Raw genomic sequence first — 18,677 nt, 5'->3', positions numbered from 1 at the left:
TGCCGATCGATCACCTCGACATCATTGCGGGCAAAAACCGGCGCGGCGCCCTTAGGCTCCGCGCGGCTCTCGGTGTGTTGCTCAGTATTGTGCTGCTGGGTCATTTACCTCGTCCGGTTTACACTTTGTGATACAGCTCCGAGCCCGACTCGCGAAACTCGCGGGCCTTGGCCTTCATCTCGGCCTCGACGTCGATCATACGCACTACCTCTTCACCGTCGTCCAATACCGGTGTAGATCCTTCTTGAGCGGCGTATTCCCGCACTTCTTGGGAGATTTTCATGGAGCAGAATTTAGGGCCACACATGGAGCAAAAGTGCGCCACCTTGGCCGAATCCTTGGGCAGGGTTTCATCATGATAAGCCCGAGCGGTGTCGGGGTCCAACCCCAAATTAAACTGATCGTCCCAGCGAAATTCAAAGCGCGCCTTTGATAGCGCGTCATCCCTGAGCTGCGCGCCCGGATGGCCTTTGGCCAAGTCGGCCGCGTGGGCGGCGATCTTATAGGTAATGATACCCTCTTTAACGTCCGCTTTGTTGGGCAGCCCTAAATGCTCTTTAGGCGTTACATAACAAAGCATGGCGCAACCGTACCAGCCAATCATGGCCGCGCCAATACCCGAGGTGATGTGATCGTAGCCAGGGGCGATGTCGGTAGTAAGCGGCCCCAACGTATAAAACGGCGCTTCGTCGCAGCACTCTAACTGCTTTTCCATGTTCTCTTTGATCATATGCATGGGCACGTGGCCGGGGCCTTCGATCATCACCTGAACATCGTGCTGCCAGGCGATTTTGGTCAGCTCGCCCAAGGTTTCCAATTCGCCAAACTGGGCTTCATCGTTGGCATCGGCGATCGAGCCGGGGCGCAAACCGTCACCCAGTGAGAAGGACACATCGTAGGCTTTCATGATCTCGCAAATATCTTCAAAGTGCGTGTACAGAAAGCTCTCTTTATGATGCGCCAGGCACCACTTAGCCATTATCGAGCCGCCACGGCTGACAATCCCCGTCACCCGTTTCGCGGTCATAGGCACGTAGCGCAACAATACCCCGGCGTGGATAGTAAAGTAATCCACCCCCTGTTCGGCCTGCTCAATCAAGGTATCGCGAAAGATCTCCCAGGTGAGCTCCTCGGCCACGCCGTCGACTTTTTCCAGCGCCTGATAAATCGGCACGGTACCGATAGGCACGTGGGAGTTACGAATGATCCACTCGCGGGTTTCGTGAATATTTTTACCCGTCGACAAATCCATAATGGTGTCGGCACCCCAGCGGGTACCCCAGGTAAGCTTTTCCACCTCTTCTTCAATCGAGCTGGTTACCGCCGAGTTGCCGATATTGCCGTTAATTTTGACCAAGAAGTTGCGGCCGATAATCATCGGCTCTAATTCCGGATGGTTAATATTGGCGGGGATAATCGCCCGACCACGGGCCACCTCATCGCGTACAAACTCGGGAGTGATCTCCTCCGGGATGGCCGCCCCAAAGTCGTTACCTTTGTGCTGCTTACCCAAAATGCCCTGCTCGCGAGCCTGCGCCAACACCATGTTCTCGCGGATGGCGATGTACTCCATCTCGGGGGTAATGATGCCTTGGCGGGCGTAGTGCATCTGGCTGACATTGGCGCCTGCTTTGGCGCGACGCGGTTGCCGCACATGTTTAAAACGCAAATGTTTTAACGAATCATCGCCGCTGCGCTCGCGAGTAAACTCTGAGCAAGTCCCGGCCAGTAGCTCGGTATCGTCCCGCTCAAGAATCCACTCGTGGCGGATGTCACTGATACCAGAGCGCACATCCACCCGCGCCGCCGGGTCAGTATAGGGGCCGGAGGTATCGTACACCCGCACCGGTGGGTTCTTCTCACCGCCAAAGTCGGTGCCGGTATCGTCTAAGCTAATCTCCCGCATTGGCACCCGAATATCGGCGCGCGAGCCCTGTACATAAATTTTCTCCGAGCGCGGAAACGGCTGTATGGATGCGTTATCAACCTCGGCGCGCTCGCTCAGTGCGATAGCATTATTATCATTGCGGTTACTCATGGCTAACCTCGTAGGCAGTGTGAAAGAAAAAGTGATGAACAGGACCGGCGCCAGCGCCTACGGCAACATTATCGGCGTGACACAGGGCTTGGTATAAATAGGATTTGGCGTGGCGGGCGGCAAGCTCGAGGCTATCGCCCAAAGCCAGGCGCGCGCAAGCGGCGGCGGCCAAGGTGCAACCGGTGCCGTGGGTGTTGTGAGTAGCAACTCGGGGCGCGCGCAACAGCTGGCAACCGCGAGAATCGCAGTAAACGTCCACCGCATCAGCGGATGGCAGGTGGCCACCTTTAAGCAGCACCGCGCGGGGGCCGAATGCCAGTAGCGATTTAGCCTGCAGCAACATCTGGTCAACATCGGTCGCGACATCGGCGCCCAGTAACACCGCAGCCTCGGGAAGATTAGGAGTCAGCAAGTGAGCCAGTGGCAGTAAGGTATCGCGCAGCGCACTGACGGCCGAGGCGGGCAACAGCCGGTCACCACTGGTGGCCACCATTACCGGGTCCACCACCAGTGGCGCGGACACATCGCGCAGTGCGACCACCACAGCTCTAATAGCAGCCGCATCGGCCAGCATGCCCGTTTTGATCGCGGCGACCGGCAAATCGCTCAACACTGATTGCACCTGCGCGGCTAAAAACTCCGCCGACACCGGCATAACACCCTGCACCCCGAGCGTGTTTTGCGCCGTAAGGGCACTCACCGCAGATGCGCCGTAAACACCGTGGGCAGCAAAGGTTTTTAAGTCGGCCTGAATCCCAGCGCCACCGCCACTGTCGCTGCCGGCAATAGTGAGCGCGGTGGGCGTTACTCGGGCTTTAAGGGGGGTGTCGGGCATTGTAGGCTCCACGGGGTAATCGCAGGAGTAGAGCCGTTAAAGTCGACACGCAAACACACCGCCAGGCAATGATTGCCCAACGTTTGCGCGACATCAGCACCGAGCGGTGCCAGAGATACAATAGATGTGACTTTCATCGTAGACGTGCTCTCGTTCCCTACGCCGGTACTAACCGGATCAGGTCGACGGGACTCTCTCAGCGATTTCGCTTACGCAAAATTGCACCCCGACAAGAAAGATTCGCAGTCTAGAGAAGTCGCACGGGCCTGTAAAGCGGTGGTTTTTACGGTTTTTTACCCACCCAAGACAAAATGAACGACTATTCATCTGTACCTTAAGCAGACAAACCGCTAAACTCAGGCCTGAAATAACGCGTACAACATCGGCTTTGCCCGACACTGCATCCAACGCAGCCGTTGGCGCGTCACACTAAGACCTGCTAACAACATTGGCGCTGCTCTTTGCAGACAGCCGTTTTCAGGTTGCGGAAAATGTGGCAGACCACTCGCTCTTTTTACGGACGCATGACGAACTGGAAGACCAAATGAAGAAGACGAAACGCTATCTCTTAGCCGCCCTGATCGCTTGCAGTGGCAGCGCCCAGGCAAACTCCATTCTCGAAATTTACGAAATGGCCGTGGAAAACGACCCTCAACTTAAGGCCGATTACGCCGCCTATCAGGCTGGGCTCGAAAACCGCACCATCAATCGCGCCGCGCTGTTGCCGCAAATCAGCGCCAGCGGCAGCTACACGATCTCGGACAACGAAACCGTGTACAACGCCCGCGACGGTCAGCAACTTCCCGGCAACGAGCTGGATGTAGACGGCGAGCAAACCAGCTGGGGCCTAAACCTGAGCCAAGCGCTGATCGACATGAACGCTTGGTACACCTACAAACAAGGCTCCGCCCTGAGCGAGCAAGCCGTTGCCCAGTACTCTTCTGATGAGCAAAGCTTGATTGTCCGTGTCGCCGAGGCTTACTTCAACGTGTTACGCGCCGTTGATAATTTGCAAGCAAACATCGCTGAAGAAAAAGCCCTTGAGCAACAGTTAGAGCAAACCAAGCAGCGCTTTGAAGTGGGCTTAACACCGATTACTGACGTGCACGACGCGCAGGCCGCTTACGACAGCGCCACCGCGGCGACACTGGAAGGCCGTGGCCAGTTAGGTATTAGCTATGAAGCGCTAGAAGTACTGACCGGACGCACGCACGACGCCATCGCCCCACTGGATGAAGACTTCCCGGTGGTTGCGCCACAACCAGCCGACCGTCACTCGTGGGTTGAGTTTGCCCTAGAGAACAACTTTTCTCTAAAAGCCGCCGGCCAAGGCGCCGTTGCCGCCGAGCGCCGCGCATCAGCCGCTAAAGCTAACCACTACCCCACTCTAAGCGCACAAGCGGGCTACACCGACACCGACACCGAGAACAAAACCGGCGCCGATGCATTAGTGGATGATTACGAGCGAGAAGGCTACTCAGCAAGTTTAGAATTACGAGTTCCGCTGTTTAGTGGTTTGCGCACCTCGGGTGTGCGCCGCCAAGCCTACGCCCAGTCAATGCAAGCGCGCGAAGAGTTCAACCTGCTACAGCGTAATGTTATTCAAGACACTCGCTCGCTACACTTAGCGGTAGAGACTGGCGTGGCTCGGGTAAAAGCGCGCTATCAAGCCATTATTTCTAACCAAAGTGCGGTAAAAGCCACCCAGTCGGGTTTTGAGGTGGGCACCCGTAACTTAGTAGAAGTGTTATTGGCGCAGCGCTCGCTCTATCAAGCCCAACGCGATTACTCCAACGCGCTGTACGATTACATCATCCAGAACACTCGCCTACGTCAAGCGGCCGGCATGCTGACACCCGCCGACGTAGAACGCATTGACGATTTCTTAAAGCAAAATGAAATGGTGCGTCGTAGCGATTACGGGCTTTAACTAGATACGGGGTACGGCAGGGTGAGACGGTAGATGAGTGCGTCCACCTTTTAGCCGTTCCCCGTTCCCCGCCGACTTTTTACTAAAGCAACTTTTCAATCACTTCTCGGGTACGTGCTAACGCGCCGCGATTTTCCTCGGCCACCTCTTGCGCCTTAGCGCCGGTCAGTGATCGCAGGTCTTCATCCTCGGCCAAACGCTGCACTGCAGTGGCCATTTGCTGCGCACTTTCGACAATCTCCAGCGCCCCAGCCTCGCGCAATAAACGCGATACCTCGGCAAAGTTATACAAGCTCGGCCCACTGATTAACGGCTGCCCCCAAGCTGCTGCCTCGATAAAGTTGTGACCGCCGACATCCACCAGAGAGCCACCCATAAACACGATGTCGGCGGCGCCAAACATCAACTGCTGCTCGCCCATGGTATCGCCCAGCAGAATATCAGTCGCTAAACTTGGCGCCTCTCCTGCACTGCGGCGGACGAGGCTAAAACCTGATTTTTCACACAAGCTCGCGACCGCATCAAACCGTTCGGGGTGGCGCGGTATCAACACCAACAACAGCTGCTCGGGCGGTAAACCTTGGTCGCGCAGCTGGCGCAGCGCCTGCAAAACAACCTCATCTTCGCCGCTGTGAGTACTGGCGGCGATCCATACCAGCCGCGGACCACTGTTGGACCATTCATTTTTTAACCGCACTGCCAACTCTTGCTGCTCATCGTCAAAATCAATATCAAATTTGATATTACCGGTGACGGTCAGCCGGGTATCCGCTAAGCCCAGCTCGATAAAGCGTTCAGCATCCGCACGGTGCTGCACCGCGGCGGCGCTTAAGCGCGACAACATTGCCCGCGTCAGCCCGCTGATACGCCGGTACCCTCGGGCCGAGCGCTCCGACAAGCGCGCGTTAATCAGCACTGTGGGCACCCCATGGGCCTTACACGCCGCCAAGGTGTTGGGCCACAGCTCGGTTTCCATAATAATTAACAGGTCGGGGTCGACGATTTTAATAAAGCGGCGCAAGGCGCCGGGAAGGTCGTAGGGCATGTAAAAGTGATGCACTTTGCCCCCCAGGGTTTGCTCGATACGCTCGGAGCCAGTCAAGGTCATGCAGGTGACAATTAACTCGGAATCCTGTCGCGTTATTAGCTCGCGAATAAGCGGCAAGGCGCCCAGAAACTCGCCCACCGACACCGTGTGTATCCAAATTCGCGTGCGCTTGCCGGTTATAGGTGCGACATAGCCAAAGCGTTCGTGCAAACGTTTTAAGTGGCCGCGATTGTGCCGCGCACGCCACAGCACGCGCAAAAGGACAAAAGGCAAAAGCAGGTAAAAAATGATGCAGTAGAGTGCGCGCATGTATCTAATGGCCAAGGCTGAAGACAAAGGACCATCAGGATAGCGAGGCCGGCGGCCAAGATAAAGGCCGCCGTAATGATTTTAAATCGAAAGGGGCTGTATCAGCCCCGCATCCAACCTACAGCGAGCCAACTCGCAAAGCGCTAAAGACGTCATTAAAGCTGTGGGCCACCGGTTCGATATCCAGGTGGCGCCCTAAACGATGAGAAATCTCATCGGCACTGACCAAGCCGCAAATACGCTCTTCATCGTCCAGCACCAGCAAGAACCGCTGGCCTTCAAACTCCAGCGCTTCAATCAGATCAGAGATCGTGGCTTTGGCCAGCACACCACGGTTGATCCCCTGCAGCCGCACCGTGGGTGTCATGATGTCTTTTACGGTTAAGTCAGCCCGGGCAACGCCCATGGCCGATGCGGTGGCAAGCACCTTGACGCTGTCGATGTCACGCAAGCTGACAATCCCACGAAACTGGTTGTTACGATCCACAATCAGCTTAATTTTAGCGTGGGTAATACGCATTAAATACGCGGCATCATCAACGCTAACGCCCTGATCAAGCACCATGGGCTGGCGGCTATCAAAATCCAGAAACACTTTATCAGCAGGGCTGGATAGCTTGATCTCGGGCGACTCGACATTACTTAATGTCAGGCTGTGGTTTAAGCGGGATAACGCAATACTAGGTACGGGTTTCATCATAATCTCCTTTGCCACAAGCACTGCTAGCTGCGGCAAGTTACAAACATTTAGAAAGAGGGTTTCTTTAGATGTTTGCGGAGACAGGGGGAGCGCGCGGCGCAAAAGCGTGAGCAACGGTAACCGCCGGAGCGCGTACCGCCTGAGGCTGAAGAGCGAGCGCCGGTACCGTAACGACAGCAGGACCGCTTGCCGTAAAGGCATCGTGATCTGGGTTGTCGGAACCATCGGCAGGATTAGCGTCGATCGCACTAAGATCAACCACAAATTGCGAAAAGACCGCGTGGTTGTCATCTGTCTTAGTTTGATGGCCTGCCGATACAACCGCAATCAACAACAACGGCAAGCACAACCACCGCGCTGCCCGGGTTAGGGCGACGGTAGCAGCGGTGCTGACAGTGTGAATGCGGGCGATGTTCATCAGGTTTGCTAAATCTCGCGGTTGTAAGCCAAAAAAGCAACAAGCCTTTTTGTGCTCTTACCTTGTATATAAGGGCACATGATAAACAAAACAAGCCCTTTATAAAAACTTTACTTTTCTTGCCCTTTTGCCACTACCAATCCATACGCTCACGGATAAAAGCGGTCAGCTTAGCCGCGTTAGCTTGGTGATGAACAACCCGCGGGTGCTGACCATAGCCAGTAAACGGAAAAACGATGGTTGCCAGTTGCGCTTTGGGGTGATCGCGCCGATAGTTTTCCACTGCCGATTGAATATAGCCCGGCCAAGGAGAGTCGGCTTGTGTGGCATCCATACTGCCCAGCGCACCAATCAACAGAGCTTTGGGGTAACGTTTGTGAATACGATCGATAAAATCATAGTAAGCCTGAACCCGTTCGGCGTCAGTCGGCACCGGGTCGAGGCGTTTGTCCACCAGCCAGCTATCGTTTTGCAATAGGTTAATCACCACGACCTGCGGCGTCCAACGGCTCAAATCCCACACACTATCGTTATCACCCACGGCGCTGAGCTGGTCGTAAAAATCTGGCATCGTGAAGTCAAACCAGCTCACCATTATGCCGATACCACTTTGCGAGATGCTGCGATAGTCGGCCCCCAAAGCCCGGGCGGTGATAGCCCCATACGACATAAAACTGTTTTTATCGAACAGCCGGCCATCCTCGCCGTTAAGCGGGGCCATAGCACCCATACCGCTGGTAATCGAGTCGCCGTAGATCTCCAGCCGTCGTTGCGGCAACTTAGACGCGGGCAACAACTTAGCGCCCTCGTTAAAATTTAACCCCAAAAAGCGGGTAGCGCCTTCCTCGCCCTCGGTGCGCTTTACCAGCGTTAAGGTATGATCGCCCGCGGCAAGATCATCAATCACCTCGTATCGGTGCTGGCCTTTGTGCAATCCCAAAACAATGGGCCGCTTCCAGTCACCATCGATAAAAGCGCTGTAATAGTTTTTACCCAGCTCATCATCCAGCGTTACCGCCACCGACTCGCCGTGAAAGTTAACGTCGATACGAGTTGCCGGCCAGCTGAGAACTGGCGCAGCCGGATCGCTAAAATCGATCCGGCCGCGATAACTGATGGCCTCACTGCTCGGCGACACCTCCAGCGCCTGCACCGATACCGCGCACAAGAGCCACACCCCGAACATCAAATATTGCCGAGCCACTGTGATCATCACTTTGTCCTAATCCGGTTATATGGCCGGTTATTGTACGGCGCCCACCGCAAGCCGTTAAGAGGCGCGCCCGCACTATTGATCAGTTTCTTTGTGAACAATGGTTACCACCCGCCCCGACGGCAAGCTAATTCGCGTCACACGAATGCCCGCATCCTGCGCCAAGGGCGCCACCGCGTTATCATCCGCACCGGGTTTTTTCTTGCGACCGGCCCAAAATGCCTGCCACCTGTGTAATAAGCCCACAGCAAAACACTCCATGTTGTGACCACAACACGAGCGCGAAACTTAAGGGTAAATGAAGGGGGAACACTTAAGGCCGCGATCGGTGCGCGGCCTGTATTATTTTCAGATAAATCCAGACAGCTGCGAACACCGGGCAACACTCGCATGCATTGCGAAGCAACGCGCGGTAAATAGCCACTGGCTATTAAATGTGTTGGTAAATGTGTTCATGGGTATCATCGCAACCGTTAATGCTTTACTAAATAAGTCGCCAAAACTAGAAACTTTATTAGTCACTTTTAATTTATCGAGTGCAGCCAACTAAACATTCGCTGGCTGCGCAAAATTGTACACCGAACACCCAAACTGGACAACAGGCAATCAGGTGTAAAGTTTGAGGGCTAACGCTGCCAGCACCATTACCGCCCCAAGCGCCACAGGCCACATTAACTGTGGGTGACGCAAGCGCCACAGACGCTTTGTCTGCTGAGCGCCCGTTAGCTTTTGCGCGGCCTTTAAGCGCGGATACACCCAACGCTGTAACGCTTGCTCATCCCAAAAGCGCATTTGCGGGTTACCCAACGCAACCGCCACACCCTCGGCAAAAATAAACTGCGGGCGGTAGGCTAAATCTGTACCGCGCGCAATGGTTCGCGCGCCCTTGGCCGACACTAGCACCAACGACTCGCCGATCACGCCCAGCTTAGCACCGGCAATACTCGTCAACAGTTGCGTCGCCATAACACCGGCCATCGCCATAAACGCGGCGGTGCCGACACTTACCCAAACAATAGATGGCATGCTAATAAGGCTCCGATAATTCACCCCCAAGATAACCAGCATGGCGGCCGCCATCACCCAACAGGAGCGAGCCAGCCACCAGTGATACCATTTGATACGACTGGCAATCCACATAATATCTCGCTGCCCGGTAGGCTCAATCTCTCCCGCGCTCGACATATCTACCGCCGACTCGCCCAATGTTTTAAGCCGCCGCCGGGTTTGATCTTTCTCCAAGATCCAAGCGGCCGCAAAGCCGCCGAACAATACACAACCAAATAATCCTATTGCCAGCCACTCAAAACGGCGCAAATAATGTTTGTCGTGTCGCACTTGCGCGCTTAAACGTGCCAACGTGGGCGACTCAACACGCTCCGTCACACCGGTTTTGGGCTCGACTTTCAGCAATATCGGTTCGGCAAAATCGTTTACCCAAAGATGCTTGCTCCAGCTGTAAATAGCCAGCGGATCGGTAAGTCCGGACAACGCCAACGCCGTTAGCGGCTCCCCCGACCACGAATACAATTGCAGGCGCCCTTCCGCCATAGCGCTATTGCCAATCAAAACCCACATCCCATCACCATCGGCTGCCAATTGATGGGGCCAGCGATACTCGCCGTTTAAACGTGCCGTAAAAGCCTGTCGCTCGCGACCAAATTGATCTGTAGCCGTAGCAACCCGCACCACCCGGTGATGATTGGTATCCGCCAGCCACACATCGCCTTTGTGCCATAGCAACTGATTGGGAAACCTAAAGTCGCGATCATTTTTGGCAAGCTCACGCCCTTCTGGACTGAGTTTGTAGAGGGCATGGCTGGCGGTATCAGCCAGGTAAATAATATCGCTTGCTGGCTCAAGTAATAACCGAAAACTACGTGCCGGGTACTGCTCGCTCTGCGCCAACGGCTGACACCGCTCAAGCGCTAATTCACAGCGATAGAAGCCGTCTTCACTGCTGGCACCGGAGGTTCGCGTTGATCGCAAACGCAAAAATGCGGCAAGGTTATCCCAAAACGATAAACGCTCAGCACGGTGATACAGCAAAAGATCACCATCGGAAAAAAACCCAAAGTCACCCACTGGGACAATATCTAGCTCAGCCAAATCAATAGCGGCTTGCTCGCGTCCAGCGGCATCGAGCCAAACAATATGCGAACCAAAATTAACCGCCAGTTGCTGGCCATCCTCGTGCATAAAACCGTAACCCGGTAATTGCGCACGCTTGGCACCGGCCCACAGATACAACCCAAGCGCCAAGACAGAAAATGCCACAATCATCACAGCGGCAAATCGTGATCGTCCTTTCATCCCTATTCCTTGTTATTTGTTGTTTTTGTGCAAACCGTTAGTTTTTAACAACATTTTTAAATTATAAGGAAACCTGCTAACAGGGGGCAAACCCCGACAGGAACCGATATACTAGCCGCCATTGAAAATCCCCAATATTACCGCAGCGGTTGCCCACAACGAGTGAGTTATGAATAACGCGAGTGCCCCCCCAGCCAGTAATGACAGCTTTATGTTCGACGCTATTATTATTGGCGGCGGCATTGCCGGCTTATGGACCCTCGATCGTCTGCGTAGCGCAGGCTATAACGTGGCACTGCTCACCGACCGGCCCCTAGGTGAAGGCCAAACCCTCGCCTCGCAAGGGATGATTCACGGCGGCATTAAGTACACCTTAAGCGGCGCACTCAACCAAGCCTCTGAGACAATTGCCGATATGCCCGAGTACTGGCGCCAATGTTTACAGGGCACGGGCGATGTCGACTTAACCCACACCAATTGCCTCAGCGACCACTTTTACATGTGGTCTAACTCCACCATGGGTAAGCTCACTGGCTTTTTTGCCAGCCGCGCGGTGCGCGGGCGAGTTGATAAAGTGCCCGCCAGCGAGCGCCCGGCGCTGCTGCAAAATTCGCAGTTTAAAGGCAGCTTGTATCGCTTGGTCGACCGGGTGTTGGATGTGCCCTCGCTATTGGCTAACCTGGCGGCTAACAACCAAGGTTATATTTTTCAGCTGGATCAAATCGCCCACCGGCTACACAAAGATACCGCCAACAACGCCTACCTATGCCTAGACAATAACGGCGAGCCCACCACCGTGCGCGCCAAACGTTGGATTTTTACCGCTGGCAAAGGCAACGCCGAATTATTAAGCGCGCTCGATTGCCAACAGCCGGCCATGCAACTGCGCCCGCTACAACAACTGGTGGTGCGCCACCGCCACCCTTACCCGTTTTTTGGCCACTGCTTGGGGGCGGACAAAACCCCGCGCTTAACCATTAGCACTCACCCCACCACTAGCGATGACACCGTGTGGTACTTAGGCGGCTCGCTGGCCGAGAAAGGCGCAAACATGAGCGCCGCTGAACTTATCGCCGCCGGCAAAAAAGAGCTGGCCGAGCTATTCCCCTGGCTGGATTTTGCTGACGCCGATTTCTCGACGCTGCCCATTGCACGCGCCGAGCCCCGGCAAAAAGATTTTGCCCGGCCCGACAACGCCTTTGCCCAGCCGGCCGCCAATATCGCCAATGTTCTGGTAGGCTGGCCCACAAAGCTGACACTGGCACCTAATTTGGCCAACCAAATTTTAGCGCAACTGCCTGAGCCCGATGCGGCGATTGCCAGCAATGCGGCCCTAAACCATTTAGCGCAACGGCTACCCGGGCCCGTTATTGCCCCACTGCCCTGGGAGGCCAAACATGACTAAAGCTATACCAGCCACCTCGTTTGCCTCGCGCTCACTCGGTGCCACCGGCATCGCCATTAGCGCTGTGGGCTTAGGCACAGTCAAACTCGGGCGCAACCAAGGGGTTAAGTACCCCAGCGGCTTCGAGCTGCCCAGCGACACCGAAGCCCATGCCCTTATTAACCGCGCCCGGGAGCTGGGGATTAACCTAATCGATACCGCCCCCGCCTATGGCACCAGCGAAGAGCGCCTGGGCCCGTTGCTTGCCGGTCAGCGCGATGACTGGGTGATTTGCTCTAAAGTTGGCGAGGAGTTTAACGCCGGCGTTAGCCATTTTGACTTTTCCGCTGCGCACACGCGCCTGAGCATTGAGCGCAGCTTAAAGCGGTTGAACACCGACCGTATCGACATTGTGCTGGTCCACTCCGACGGCAACGACGTGGATATTATCGAGAACACCGAGGTGTTTTCAGTGCTGCAGCAGTTTAAGCGCGAAGGCAAGATCCGCGCTTTTGGCATGTCCACCAAAACCGTGGCCGGCGGCCTACTGGCGGCGCGCGAATCCGATTGCGTGATGGCCACCTACAACCCGGCCCACCTCGATGAACAACCAGTGCTGGACGAATGTCTACGGCTGGGGCGTGGCACGCTGCTTAAAAAAGCCCTCGCCAGCGGCCATTTGTGCCAAACTGGCGACCATAGCAACCCGGTGCGCGCCAGCTTAGAGTTTGCCTTTGCCCACCCAGGCGTAAGCGCCGCCATTATTGGCACCATTAACCCCGCACATCTGGATGACAACGTACAACAAGCCCGCGCAGCGCTGGCTGCACTGGCAGGAGAACGATCATGAGCAACAGCCACGAGCCGGTCTGGCTCGACGACGTAAAGTGGGACGCCCAAGGCCTAGTGCCGGCCATCGCCCAAGATAACCAAACTGGCCGCATCCTGATGATGGCCTGGATGGACCGCGAGGCACTGGCGCTGACCGCCCGGCAACACACTGCGGTATACTACTCGCGCTCGCGCCAACGCTTATGGCCCAAGGGCGAAAGCTCTGGTCACGTACAAAAAGTGCACGAGATCCGGCTCGACTGCGATGCCGATGTTATTGTTCTAAGCGTGGAACAACTCGGCGGCATCGCCTGTCATACCGGCCGCGAGAGTTGCTTTTATCGCGTATTAAAAGATGACCAGTGGCGCAGTGTTGAGCCTGTCATTAAAGACCCCAAAGATATTTACGGCTAAGGGCCTCGCCCGCCAACATCGAACACAAGTAAAGAGTGCCACCATGAGCGATATACTCAGCGAATTAACCAAGATCCTTGAGGCGCGAAAAAACGCCGCCGATGCCGACAGCTCGTACGTGGCAAGCTTGCATCAAAAGGGCCTAAACAAGATTTTAGAGAAGGTCGGCGAGGAGTGCACCGAAACCATCATCGCCGCCAAAGACGCCGCCGCGAGCGGTGACAACGCCGAACTTATTGGTGAAACCGCCGACTTATGGTTTCACTCGCTGGTAATGCTCTCGCACCTGGGTGAAAATGCCGACAGTGTGCTGGCCGAGCTGGGCCGACGGTTTAATGTGTCCGGTCACGACGAAAAAGCATCCCGCACCAGCCATTAATGATTAAGAATTAAGAGGATTTCATCATGGGCATTAGTCCCTGGCAGTTACTGATTGTTCTGGCCATTGTCATCATGCTGTTTGGCACCAAGCGCCTGCGCGGCATGGGCTCAGATCTAGGCGAAGCGATTAAAGGCTTTAAAAAATCCGTCGGTGATGACGACAAAACCGATGCGGATACCGACCCCAAAAAAGTCGAAGCCCCCGACTCGGCTGATGCGAGTCAAACCGACAGCACAGCCGACAAAGACAAGTCTAAAACTCACTAAGCGCAGCTTACTTTATGTTTGATATGGGCTTTTTTGAGCTGATGCTAATTGCCATTGTCTCGCTGTTGGTGATTGGCCCTGAGCGCCTGCCCGACACAGTGCGCTCTGTTAGCCTATGGGTAGGCCGCCTAAAACGCAGCCTGCGCGAGACCCGCAGCGAGATCGAGCGCCAAATTGGCGCCGACGATATCCGTCGCCAGCTGCACAACGAGCAAATCATGCGCAACCTAGAGGCGACTCGCCGGGAACTTGACGATGTCAAGGCGGAAGTAAACGACATCATGGACCCAGAGCGGGCGCGCCGGCTCGACTCCGCGCGTTACGAGCACACCGACGAGCTGCCCGATCACGCCCACACGCAAGAGCCGCAAACGCCCGCCGCCGATGCTGACGCCACTGGCACCGACTCTGATACCGGCAAACCATGACCGAATCGACCGATAAAGAACTCCCCTTAGTGCAACACCTGATCGAGCTGCGCAACCGTTTGTTGCGTGCGCTGTTAGTGGTCGGGGTCATTTGCGCCGCCCTGCTAAGCTTTAGCGCCGAGATTTACGAGCTGGCCTCGGCGCCGCTGCAAGTGTACCTGCCCGAATCCAGCACCATGATTGCCACCGATGTGGCCTCGCCGTTTTTAACGCCTTTTAAGCTCACCTTATTTGTCGCTTTTATTTTAAGCGCACCCTATATTTTGTATCAGCTCTGGGCTTTTATTGCACCGGGGCTGTACCGCCACGAGAAACAACTGGCCATGCCGCTGTTGGCCTCCAGCATCGTGCTGTTTTACGCTGGCATGGCGTTCGCCTACTTTGTGGTGTTCCCGCTGGTGTTTGGCTTTTTTACCTCAGTGGGGCCGGCCAACGTCGCGATTATGACCGACATTAGTCGCTATTTAGACTTTGTCCTAAAACTGTTTTTTGCCTTTGGCGTCGCTTTTGAGATCCCCATTGCTGCCATTTTATTAATCTTAAGCGGCGCGATTACGCCCGACGGCATGGCCAAAAAGCGCCCTTATGTGGTTGTCGGTTGCTTTGTGATTGGCATGCTGCTCACGCCACCCGATGTGATCTCGCAAACTTTGCTGGCGCTGCCTATGTGGCTACTATTCGAGACAGGTATTTTCTTTGGTCGCATTTTGTATCGGCGGCGCAAAGGGGCCGATCCACAAGACGACCGCGAGCAAAGCCAGGACAATAACAGCGCCGACTAACCGGCGCTTAGTTGCTGTGTTTTAGGCGCGCTCGGCAAACACCTCAAGCAGTGCATCGCGGTCCTCTCCCCAACGATTCCAGCCCAGCTCGTGAAAGTAAAACACGACGGTGTTAACTGCGGGCTCGATCATGGCAACCGCACCGCCAATTACAATGTCGCCGGTTAACAGGTAAGTCACCGTAAACGCGACCGTAAAGTGCAATACAGCAAAAGATAAAGTTTTTAACATGGCCGCCTCCGGTACGTGATGAGATTATTGCCTACAGGTAAATAGTAATCACTCCCAACAAATAGCACCAAGTAATTGCGGCTATCTCTTTAATAGTTGTTACCTATACGCTAAAATGGCGCCCTTATCGACGCATTCACCCTAAATCCTGCCAATATCCACTCAACATTAGGTCACTTCTGCCGTTTACCTCTATAACTATAGAAGTAAACGTTTTACTACCGCTCCTTTTAAGCAAGCTGAAAATTAGCTGACAACCTTGGATGACGTCGTGCTGCGATTAAAAATTTCTCACAAGCTCTTACTGATGGTCGCTATCGCCCTGGTGGCCTTTATTATTTCTCAGGGACACTCAGTGTGGGTAGAGCGCGCCAACGCCGGGCGTCTAATGGCCGTGCAAACCAAACTCTACCCCGCGCTTGAGTTAAACACCGTTAACCTCGGTACTCTGTTGTTGATGGAGCAAAATATTAATGCTGCCGTCACCACCGGGGACACGGATCTGCTGACGCAGGCCGAGCAGCAGCACACACTGATACAGTCAAACTTGCAGGAGCTAAGCGAGATCGACGCGGCTATTAGCAACGACAGCGATCTCGCTAGTGAGCAGTTGGCGCTTTGGTACCAAACCGCCAAAGATATTGCCCAGAGTTTTATCGATGGCACGGTCGATTTCTCCAGCGTTGCCGAGCAGGCACGTAAAAATGCCCAGCGGTTAGAGGATCTGCGCAGCCAGCTTGAACAAATGAAGCTCGCCACCAAAGAGCGCTTTACCCAGTCTATTGCCCAGACACTGGCTGAATCTGCCAGTGCCGGGCGTATCTCGCTCGCCATTGCGATCACCACCATGACCCTATTGCTCGGCTTAAGCCTCGTGATCGGCCGCTCCATCACCCGCAATATCGCACAGGTATCCGACTCTCTGCGCATCATGGCCTCTGGCGAGGGCGACTTAACCTCGCGTATCGACTATCGCGGCCACGACGAGATTTTAGAGCTGGCCAATAACTTCAACGCCTTTGTCGAAAAACTCCACAGCTCGTTTGCCGAGATGCTTAACGACGTTACTGCGCTCAGCACTGTATCGGCGCGGCTGACCGACACCAGCTCGCGCAATGTCAGCGAAATTGCCGCGCAAGCTGAGGCGATCGCCTCCACCCGCCACGCCATTGAAGAATTGATGAGCAGCGTGCACGAAGTCGCCGAGTTTGCCAGCAACGCCTCGAGCCAAGCCACCGAAATTAATCAAGCCGCCGAACAGGGCCAGGCCACTCTCAATACCAATGTCACCACCATTACCGCCTTGGCCGGCGACGTCAAAGAATCGGCCGATGTGGTTAATCAGTTTGACGGTTTTAGTGCCGATGTTGGCAAGCTGCTTAACACCATTCAAAACGTAGCCGAACAAACCAACTTGCTGGCCCTTAACGCCGCCATTGAGGCCGCTCGTGCCGGCGAGCACGGCCGCGGCTTTGCGGTGGTCGCCGATGAAGTGCGCCAACTCGCGGTGCGCACCCGCCAGGCCACCGAAGAAATTCATAGCGTTATTAGCGAGCTGCAGAGTGTTTCGCAAAATGCCGTCAACTCGATGCAATCGAGTGTCGAGCGTGCCAACACGGGTGTGGCCGCCACTCAAGAATCAGAGCTTGCGCTGCGCACCATTTTAGCCAGCGTGCAGCAAATCAGCAGCTTTAATGATCAAATCGCGGCGGCAACTCACGAACAAAGTGCTACCTTTAATGAGGTGGTAAGCCACGTTACCAGCATTCATCAAAATACCGAGACTGTCACAGACAGCACCAGCGAGACCAATGAAATTTGCCAAGATATCGACGACATATCCAAACGCCTCGGCCATATCGCAGCACAATTTAAAGTTTGATTTATTTTTCACACAAGGAGTTGCCACTCATGGCTCAACGCATCTACAAATCCACCGCAACCATGGCAAGCCTGACTTGCCTTTTGCTGTGCGCCAATACCGTTAACGCACAATCCGACGAAGAGCGTCTCAAGCAGCTGGAACAACAAGTTGCGAATTTACAATCGCAAGTTAGCAGCAACAAAACCGGACAAGATCGCCTGCGTTTTAACGGCTTTTTGAGCCTGGCCTACGGTGTTGCCAGTAACGATGGTGGCTACGCCGGTTACACCGAAGAAGGCACTTTGAACAACGACAGCCTGTTTGGCTTGCAGGGCGCCTTTACCCTAACCGACGACACCGAAGTCACAATGCAGTTAGTCGGACGCGGACGCGAAGACTGGGACCCGGCCATCGAGTGGGCTTACATCAGCCATCAATTCACGCCGTCGTTTAAAATGCGTGCCGGTAAAATGCGCTTGCCGCTGTTTATGTATTCCGACTCACTGGAAGTGGGCTATGCACAACCATGGATTCGCCCGCCGGTAGAAGTGTACGGCGCTGTGCCGGTTACCAGCTACACCGGTGTCGATGGCTTATACGACATCTCACTAAACAACTCGACGCTGTCACTGCAGGGGTTTCTCGGTGAGTCCGACGAAACCATTGCTTTGCCGGGCGGCCAAGTCACACGTTTAGCCGTTAATGATTTAGTGGGCGGCTCCGCCACCTGGACTGACTTTATCTGGACGCTACGGGCCAACGTTGCCCAAGCCGAAATTACCACCGGCGGGGACAAACTCGACACCACCTTTATGGGGGTCGGTTTTAGTTACAACGACGGCACTTGGCAGGTGATTTCCGAGTTCACCAGCCTTGAAATTGACGGCCCCACCGCCGACACAGAATCCGGCTACATCACCCTTGCCCGCACCTTTGGTGCCTTTAGCCCCTACGCCACTATCGCCATGACCGAGAGCACCGACGACAGCGAACGTCCGCTTAGCCGGCAAGCGGCCTTTGCCGCGCTGACCACACCGGGCAGTCCGTTTTTTGGCAATACCGATGTGTTGTCGGGCTCGGAAGTCGCTAACTTAGAACGCAAAGCCTACAGCCTAGGCGTGCGCTGGGATGTTATGAGCAATGTCGCGGTTAAGTTTGACGTAACCCGCGCCAGCGACTTTGGCAGCACCGGCGGCGGACTCGACGGCAACTTTGCCCCCGCGATCGCCTATGACGACGCCGATGTTTACTCCATCAAAATCGACTCGGCCTTTTAAGGAGCACTGTTACC

Annotated in this window: 19 protein-coding genes and 1 riboswitch; of the genes, 10 read left to right on the top strand and 9 right to left on the bottom strand. The window is 55.1% G+C overall.

All coding sequences use genetic code 11. The features are described from left to right. Nucleotides 1-118: 118 nt before the first annotated feature. Both thiC and thiD read right to left on the bottom strand, forming a co-directional pair. Nucleotides 119-2,038 (bottom strand): phosphomethylpyrimidine synthase ThiC, encoded by a 1,920-nt coding sequence (thiC, locus tag AACY82_RS16750; protein ID WP_339617997.1) that lies wholly within the window; start codon nucleotides 2,036-2,038, stop codon nucleotides 119-121. After that, nucleotides 2,031-2,873 (bottom strand): bifunctional hydroxymethylpyrimidine kinase/phosphomethylpyrimidine kinase, encoded by an 843-nt coding sequence (gene thiD, locus AACY82_RS16745; RefSeq protein WP_339617996.1) that lies wholly within the window; start codon nucleotides 2,871-2,873, stop codon nucleotides 2,031-2,033. The genes thiC and thiD overlap by 8 nt, the downstream gene beginning before the upstream one ends. Nucleotides 2,874-3,010: 137 nt before the next feature. After that, nucleotides 3,011-3,112, bottom strand: a riboswitch (TPP riboswitch). A gap of 305 nt (nucleotides 3,113-3,417) precedes the next feature. Between thiD and AACY82_RS16740 the strand changes: the two genes are divergently transcribed. Then, complete coding sequence (locus AACY82_RS16740; RefSeq protein ID WP_339617995.1) at nucleotides 3,418-4,803, top strand: TolC family outer membrane protein; 1,386 nt, start codon at nucleotides 3,418-3,420, stop codon at nucleotides 4,801-4,803. Between the two features lie 82 nt (nucleotides 4,804-4,885). On the opposite strand, the gene waaA is transcribed toward AACY82_RS16740, so the two are convergent. The 6 genes from waaA to AACY82_RS16710 form a co-directional block, all read right to left on the bottom strand. Next, nucleotides 4,886-6,160, bottom strand: coding sequence for a lipid IV(A) 3-deoxy-D-manno-octulosonic acid transferase (waaA, locus tag AACY82_RS16735; RefSeq protein WP_339617994.1), 1,275 nt, complete (start codon nucleotides 6,158-6,160; stop codon nucleotides 4,886-4,888). 118 nt (nucleotides 6,161-6,278) lie between these two features. Further along, complete coding sequence (locus AACY82_RS16730; protein WP_339617993.1) at nucleotides 6,279-6,857, bottom strand: CBS domain-containing protein; 579 nt, start codon at nucleotides 6,855-6,857, stop codon at nucleotides 6,279-6,281. 67 nt (nucleotides 6,858-6,924) lie between these two features. Then, complete coding sequence (locus AACY82_RS16725; RefSeq protein ID WP_339617992.1) at nucleotides 6,925-7,278, bottom strand: hypothetical protein; 354 nt, start codon at nucleotides 7,276-7,278, stop codon at nucleotides 6,925-6,927. A gap of 133 nt (nucleotides 7,279-7,411) precedes the next feature. Then, nucleotides 7,412-8,491 (bottom strand): GDSL-type esterase/lipase family protein, encoded by a 1,080-nt coding sequence (locus tag AACY82_RS16720; protein ID WP_339617991.1) that lies wholly within the window; start codon nucleotides 8,489-8,491, stop codon nucleotides 7,412-7,414. Nucleotides 8,492-8,566: 75 nt separating this feature from the next. Then, nucleotides 8,567-8,737, bottom strand: a complete 171-nt coding sequence (locus AACY82_RS16715) for a hypothetical protein (protein ID WP_339617990.1) — start codon at nucleotides 8,735-8,737, stop codon at nucleotides 8,567-8,569. A 360-nt stretch (nucleotides 8,738-9,097) separates the two neighbouring features. Further along, a complete protein-coding gene (locus AACY82_RS16710; RefSeq protein WP_339617989.1) occupies nucleotides 9,098-10,804 on the bottom strand; it encodes a hypothetical protein in 1,707 nt (568 codons plus the stop codon). A gap of 169 nt (nucleotides 10,805-10,973) precedes the next feature. Here AACY82_RS16710 and AACY82_RS16705 point away from each other — a divergent pair, with 169 nt between their 5' ends. Genes AACY82_RS16705 through tatC form a run of 7 tightly spaced genes read left to right on the top strand, consistent with a single transcriptional unit; the run spans nucleotide 10,974 to nucleotide 15,291 of the window. Next, nucleotides 10,974-12,209, top strand: coding sequence for an FAD-dependent oxidoreductase (locus AACY82_RS16705; RefSeq protein ID WP_339617988.1), 1,236 nt, complete (start codon nucleotides 10,974-10,976; stop codon nucleotides 12,207-12,209). After that, nucleotides 12,202-13,038, top strand: a complete 837-nt coding sequence (locus AACY82_RS16700) for an aldo/keto reductase (RefSeq protein WP_339617987.1) — start codon at nucleotides 12,202-12,204, stop codon at nucleotides 13,036-13,038. Before AACY82_RS16705 ends, AACY82_RS16700 begins: the two co-directional genes overlap by 8 nt. Then, nucleotides 13,035-13,433, top strand: coding sequence for a phosphoribosyl-AMP cyclohydrolase (hisI, locus tag AACY82_RS16695; RefSeq protein WP_339617986.1), 399 nt, complete (start codon nucleotides 13,035-13,037; stop codon nucleotides 13,431-13,433). The genes AACY82_RS16700 and hisI overlap by 4 nt, the downstream gene beginning before the upstream one ends. Nucleotides 13,434-13,476: 43 nt before the next feature. After that, nucleotides 13,477-13,812 carry a phosphoribosyl-ATP diphosphatase gene (locus tag AACY82_RS16690; RefSeq protein ID WP_339617985.1) on the top strand — a complete coding sequence of 112 codons (336 nt, stop codon included), beginning with the start codon at nucleotides 13,477-13,479 and terminating at the stop codon, nucleotides 13,810-13,812. Nucleotides 13,813-13,835: 23 nt separating this feature from the next. Then, nucleotides 13,836-14,081, top strand: a complete 246-nt coding sequence (tatA, locus tag AACY82_RS16685) for a twin-arginine translocase TatA/TatE family subunit (protein ID WP_339617998.1) — start codon at nucleotides 13,836-13,838, stop codon at nucleotides 14,079-14,081. A 14-nt stretch (nucleotides 14,082-14,095) separates the two neighbouring features. Then, a complete protein-coding gene (gene tatB / locus AACY82_RS16680; RefSeq protein ID WP_339617984.1) occupies nucleotides 14,096-14,509 on the top strand; it encodes a Sec-independent protein translocase protein TatB in 414 nt (137 codons plus the stop codon). Next, nucleotides 14,506-15,291, top strand: coding sequence for a twin-arginine translocase subunit TatC (tatC, locus tag AACY82_RS16675; RefSeq protein WP_339617983.1), 786 nt, complete (start codon nucleotides 14,506-14,508; stop codon nucleotides 15,289-15,291). Before tatB ends, tatC begins: the two co-directional genes overlap by 4 nt. Before the next feature lie 21 nt (nucleotides 15,292-15,312). On the opposite strand, the gene AACY82_RS16670 is transcribed toward tatC, so the two are convergent. Further along, nucleotides 15,313-15,522 carry a DUF2061 domain-containing protein gene (locus AACY82_RS16670; RefSeq protein WP_339617982.1) on the bottom strand — a complete coding sequence of 70 codons (210 nt, stop codon included), beginning with the start codon at nucleotides 15,520-15,522 and terminating at the stop codon, nucleotides 15,313-15,315. A gap of 271 nt (nucleotides 15,523-15,793) precedes the next feature. On the opposite strand from AACY82_RS16670, the gene AACY82_RS16665 reads away from it, so the two are divergent. After that, nucleotides 15,794-17,404 (top strand): methyl-accepting chemotaxis protein, encoded by a 1,611-nt coding sequence (locus AACY82_RS16665; protein ID WP_339617981.1) that lies wholly within the window; start codon nucleotides 15,794-15,796, stop codon nucleotides 17,402-17,404. Between the two features lie 29 nt (nucleotides 17,405-17,433). Next, entirely contained in the window at nucleotides 17,434-18,663 is a 1,230-nt protein-coding gene (locus AACY82_RS16660) for a hypothetical protein (RefSeq protein ID WP_339617980.1), read from the top strand. Nucleotides 18,664-18,677 lie beyond the last annotated feature (14 nt).

This window comes from uncultured Gilvimarinus sp., from assembly GCF_963972205.1.
Taxonomy (GTDB): domain Bacteria; phylum Pseudomonadota; class Gammaproteobacteria; order Pseudomonadales; family Cellvibrionaceae; genus Gilvimarinus; species Gilvimarinus japonicus.
Note: the sequence above shows the minus strand (reverse complement) of the source record. Positions and strands in the feature narration are given on the sequence as shown.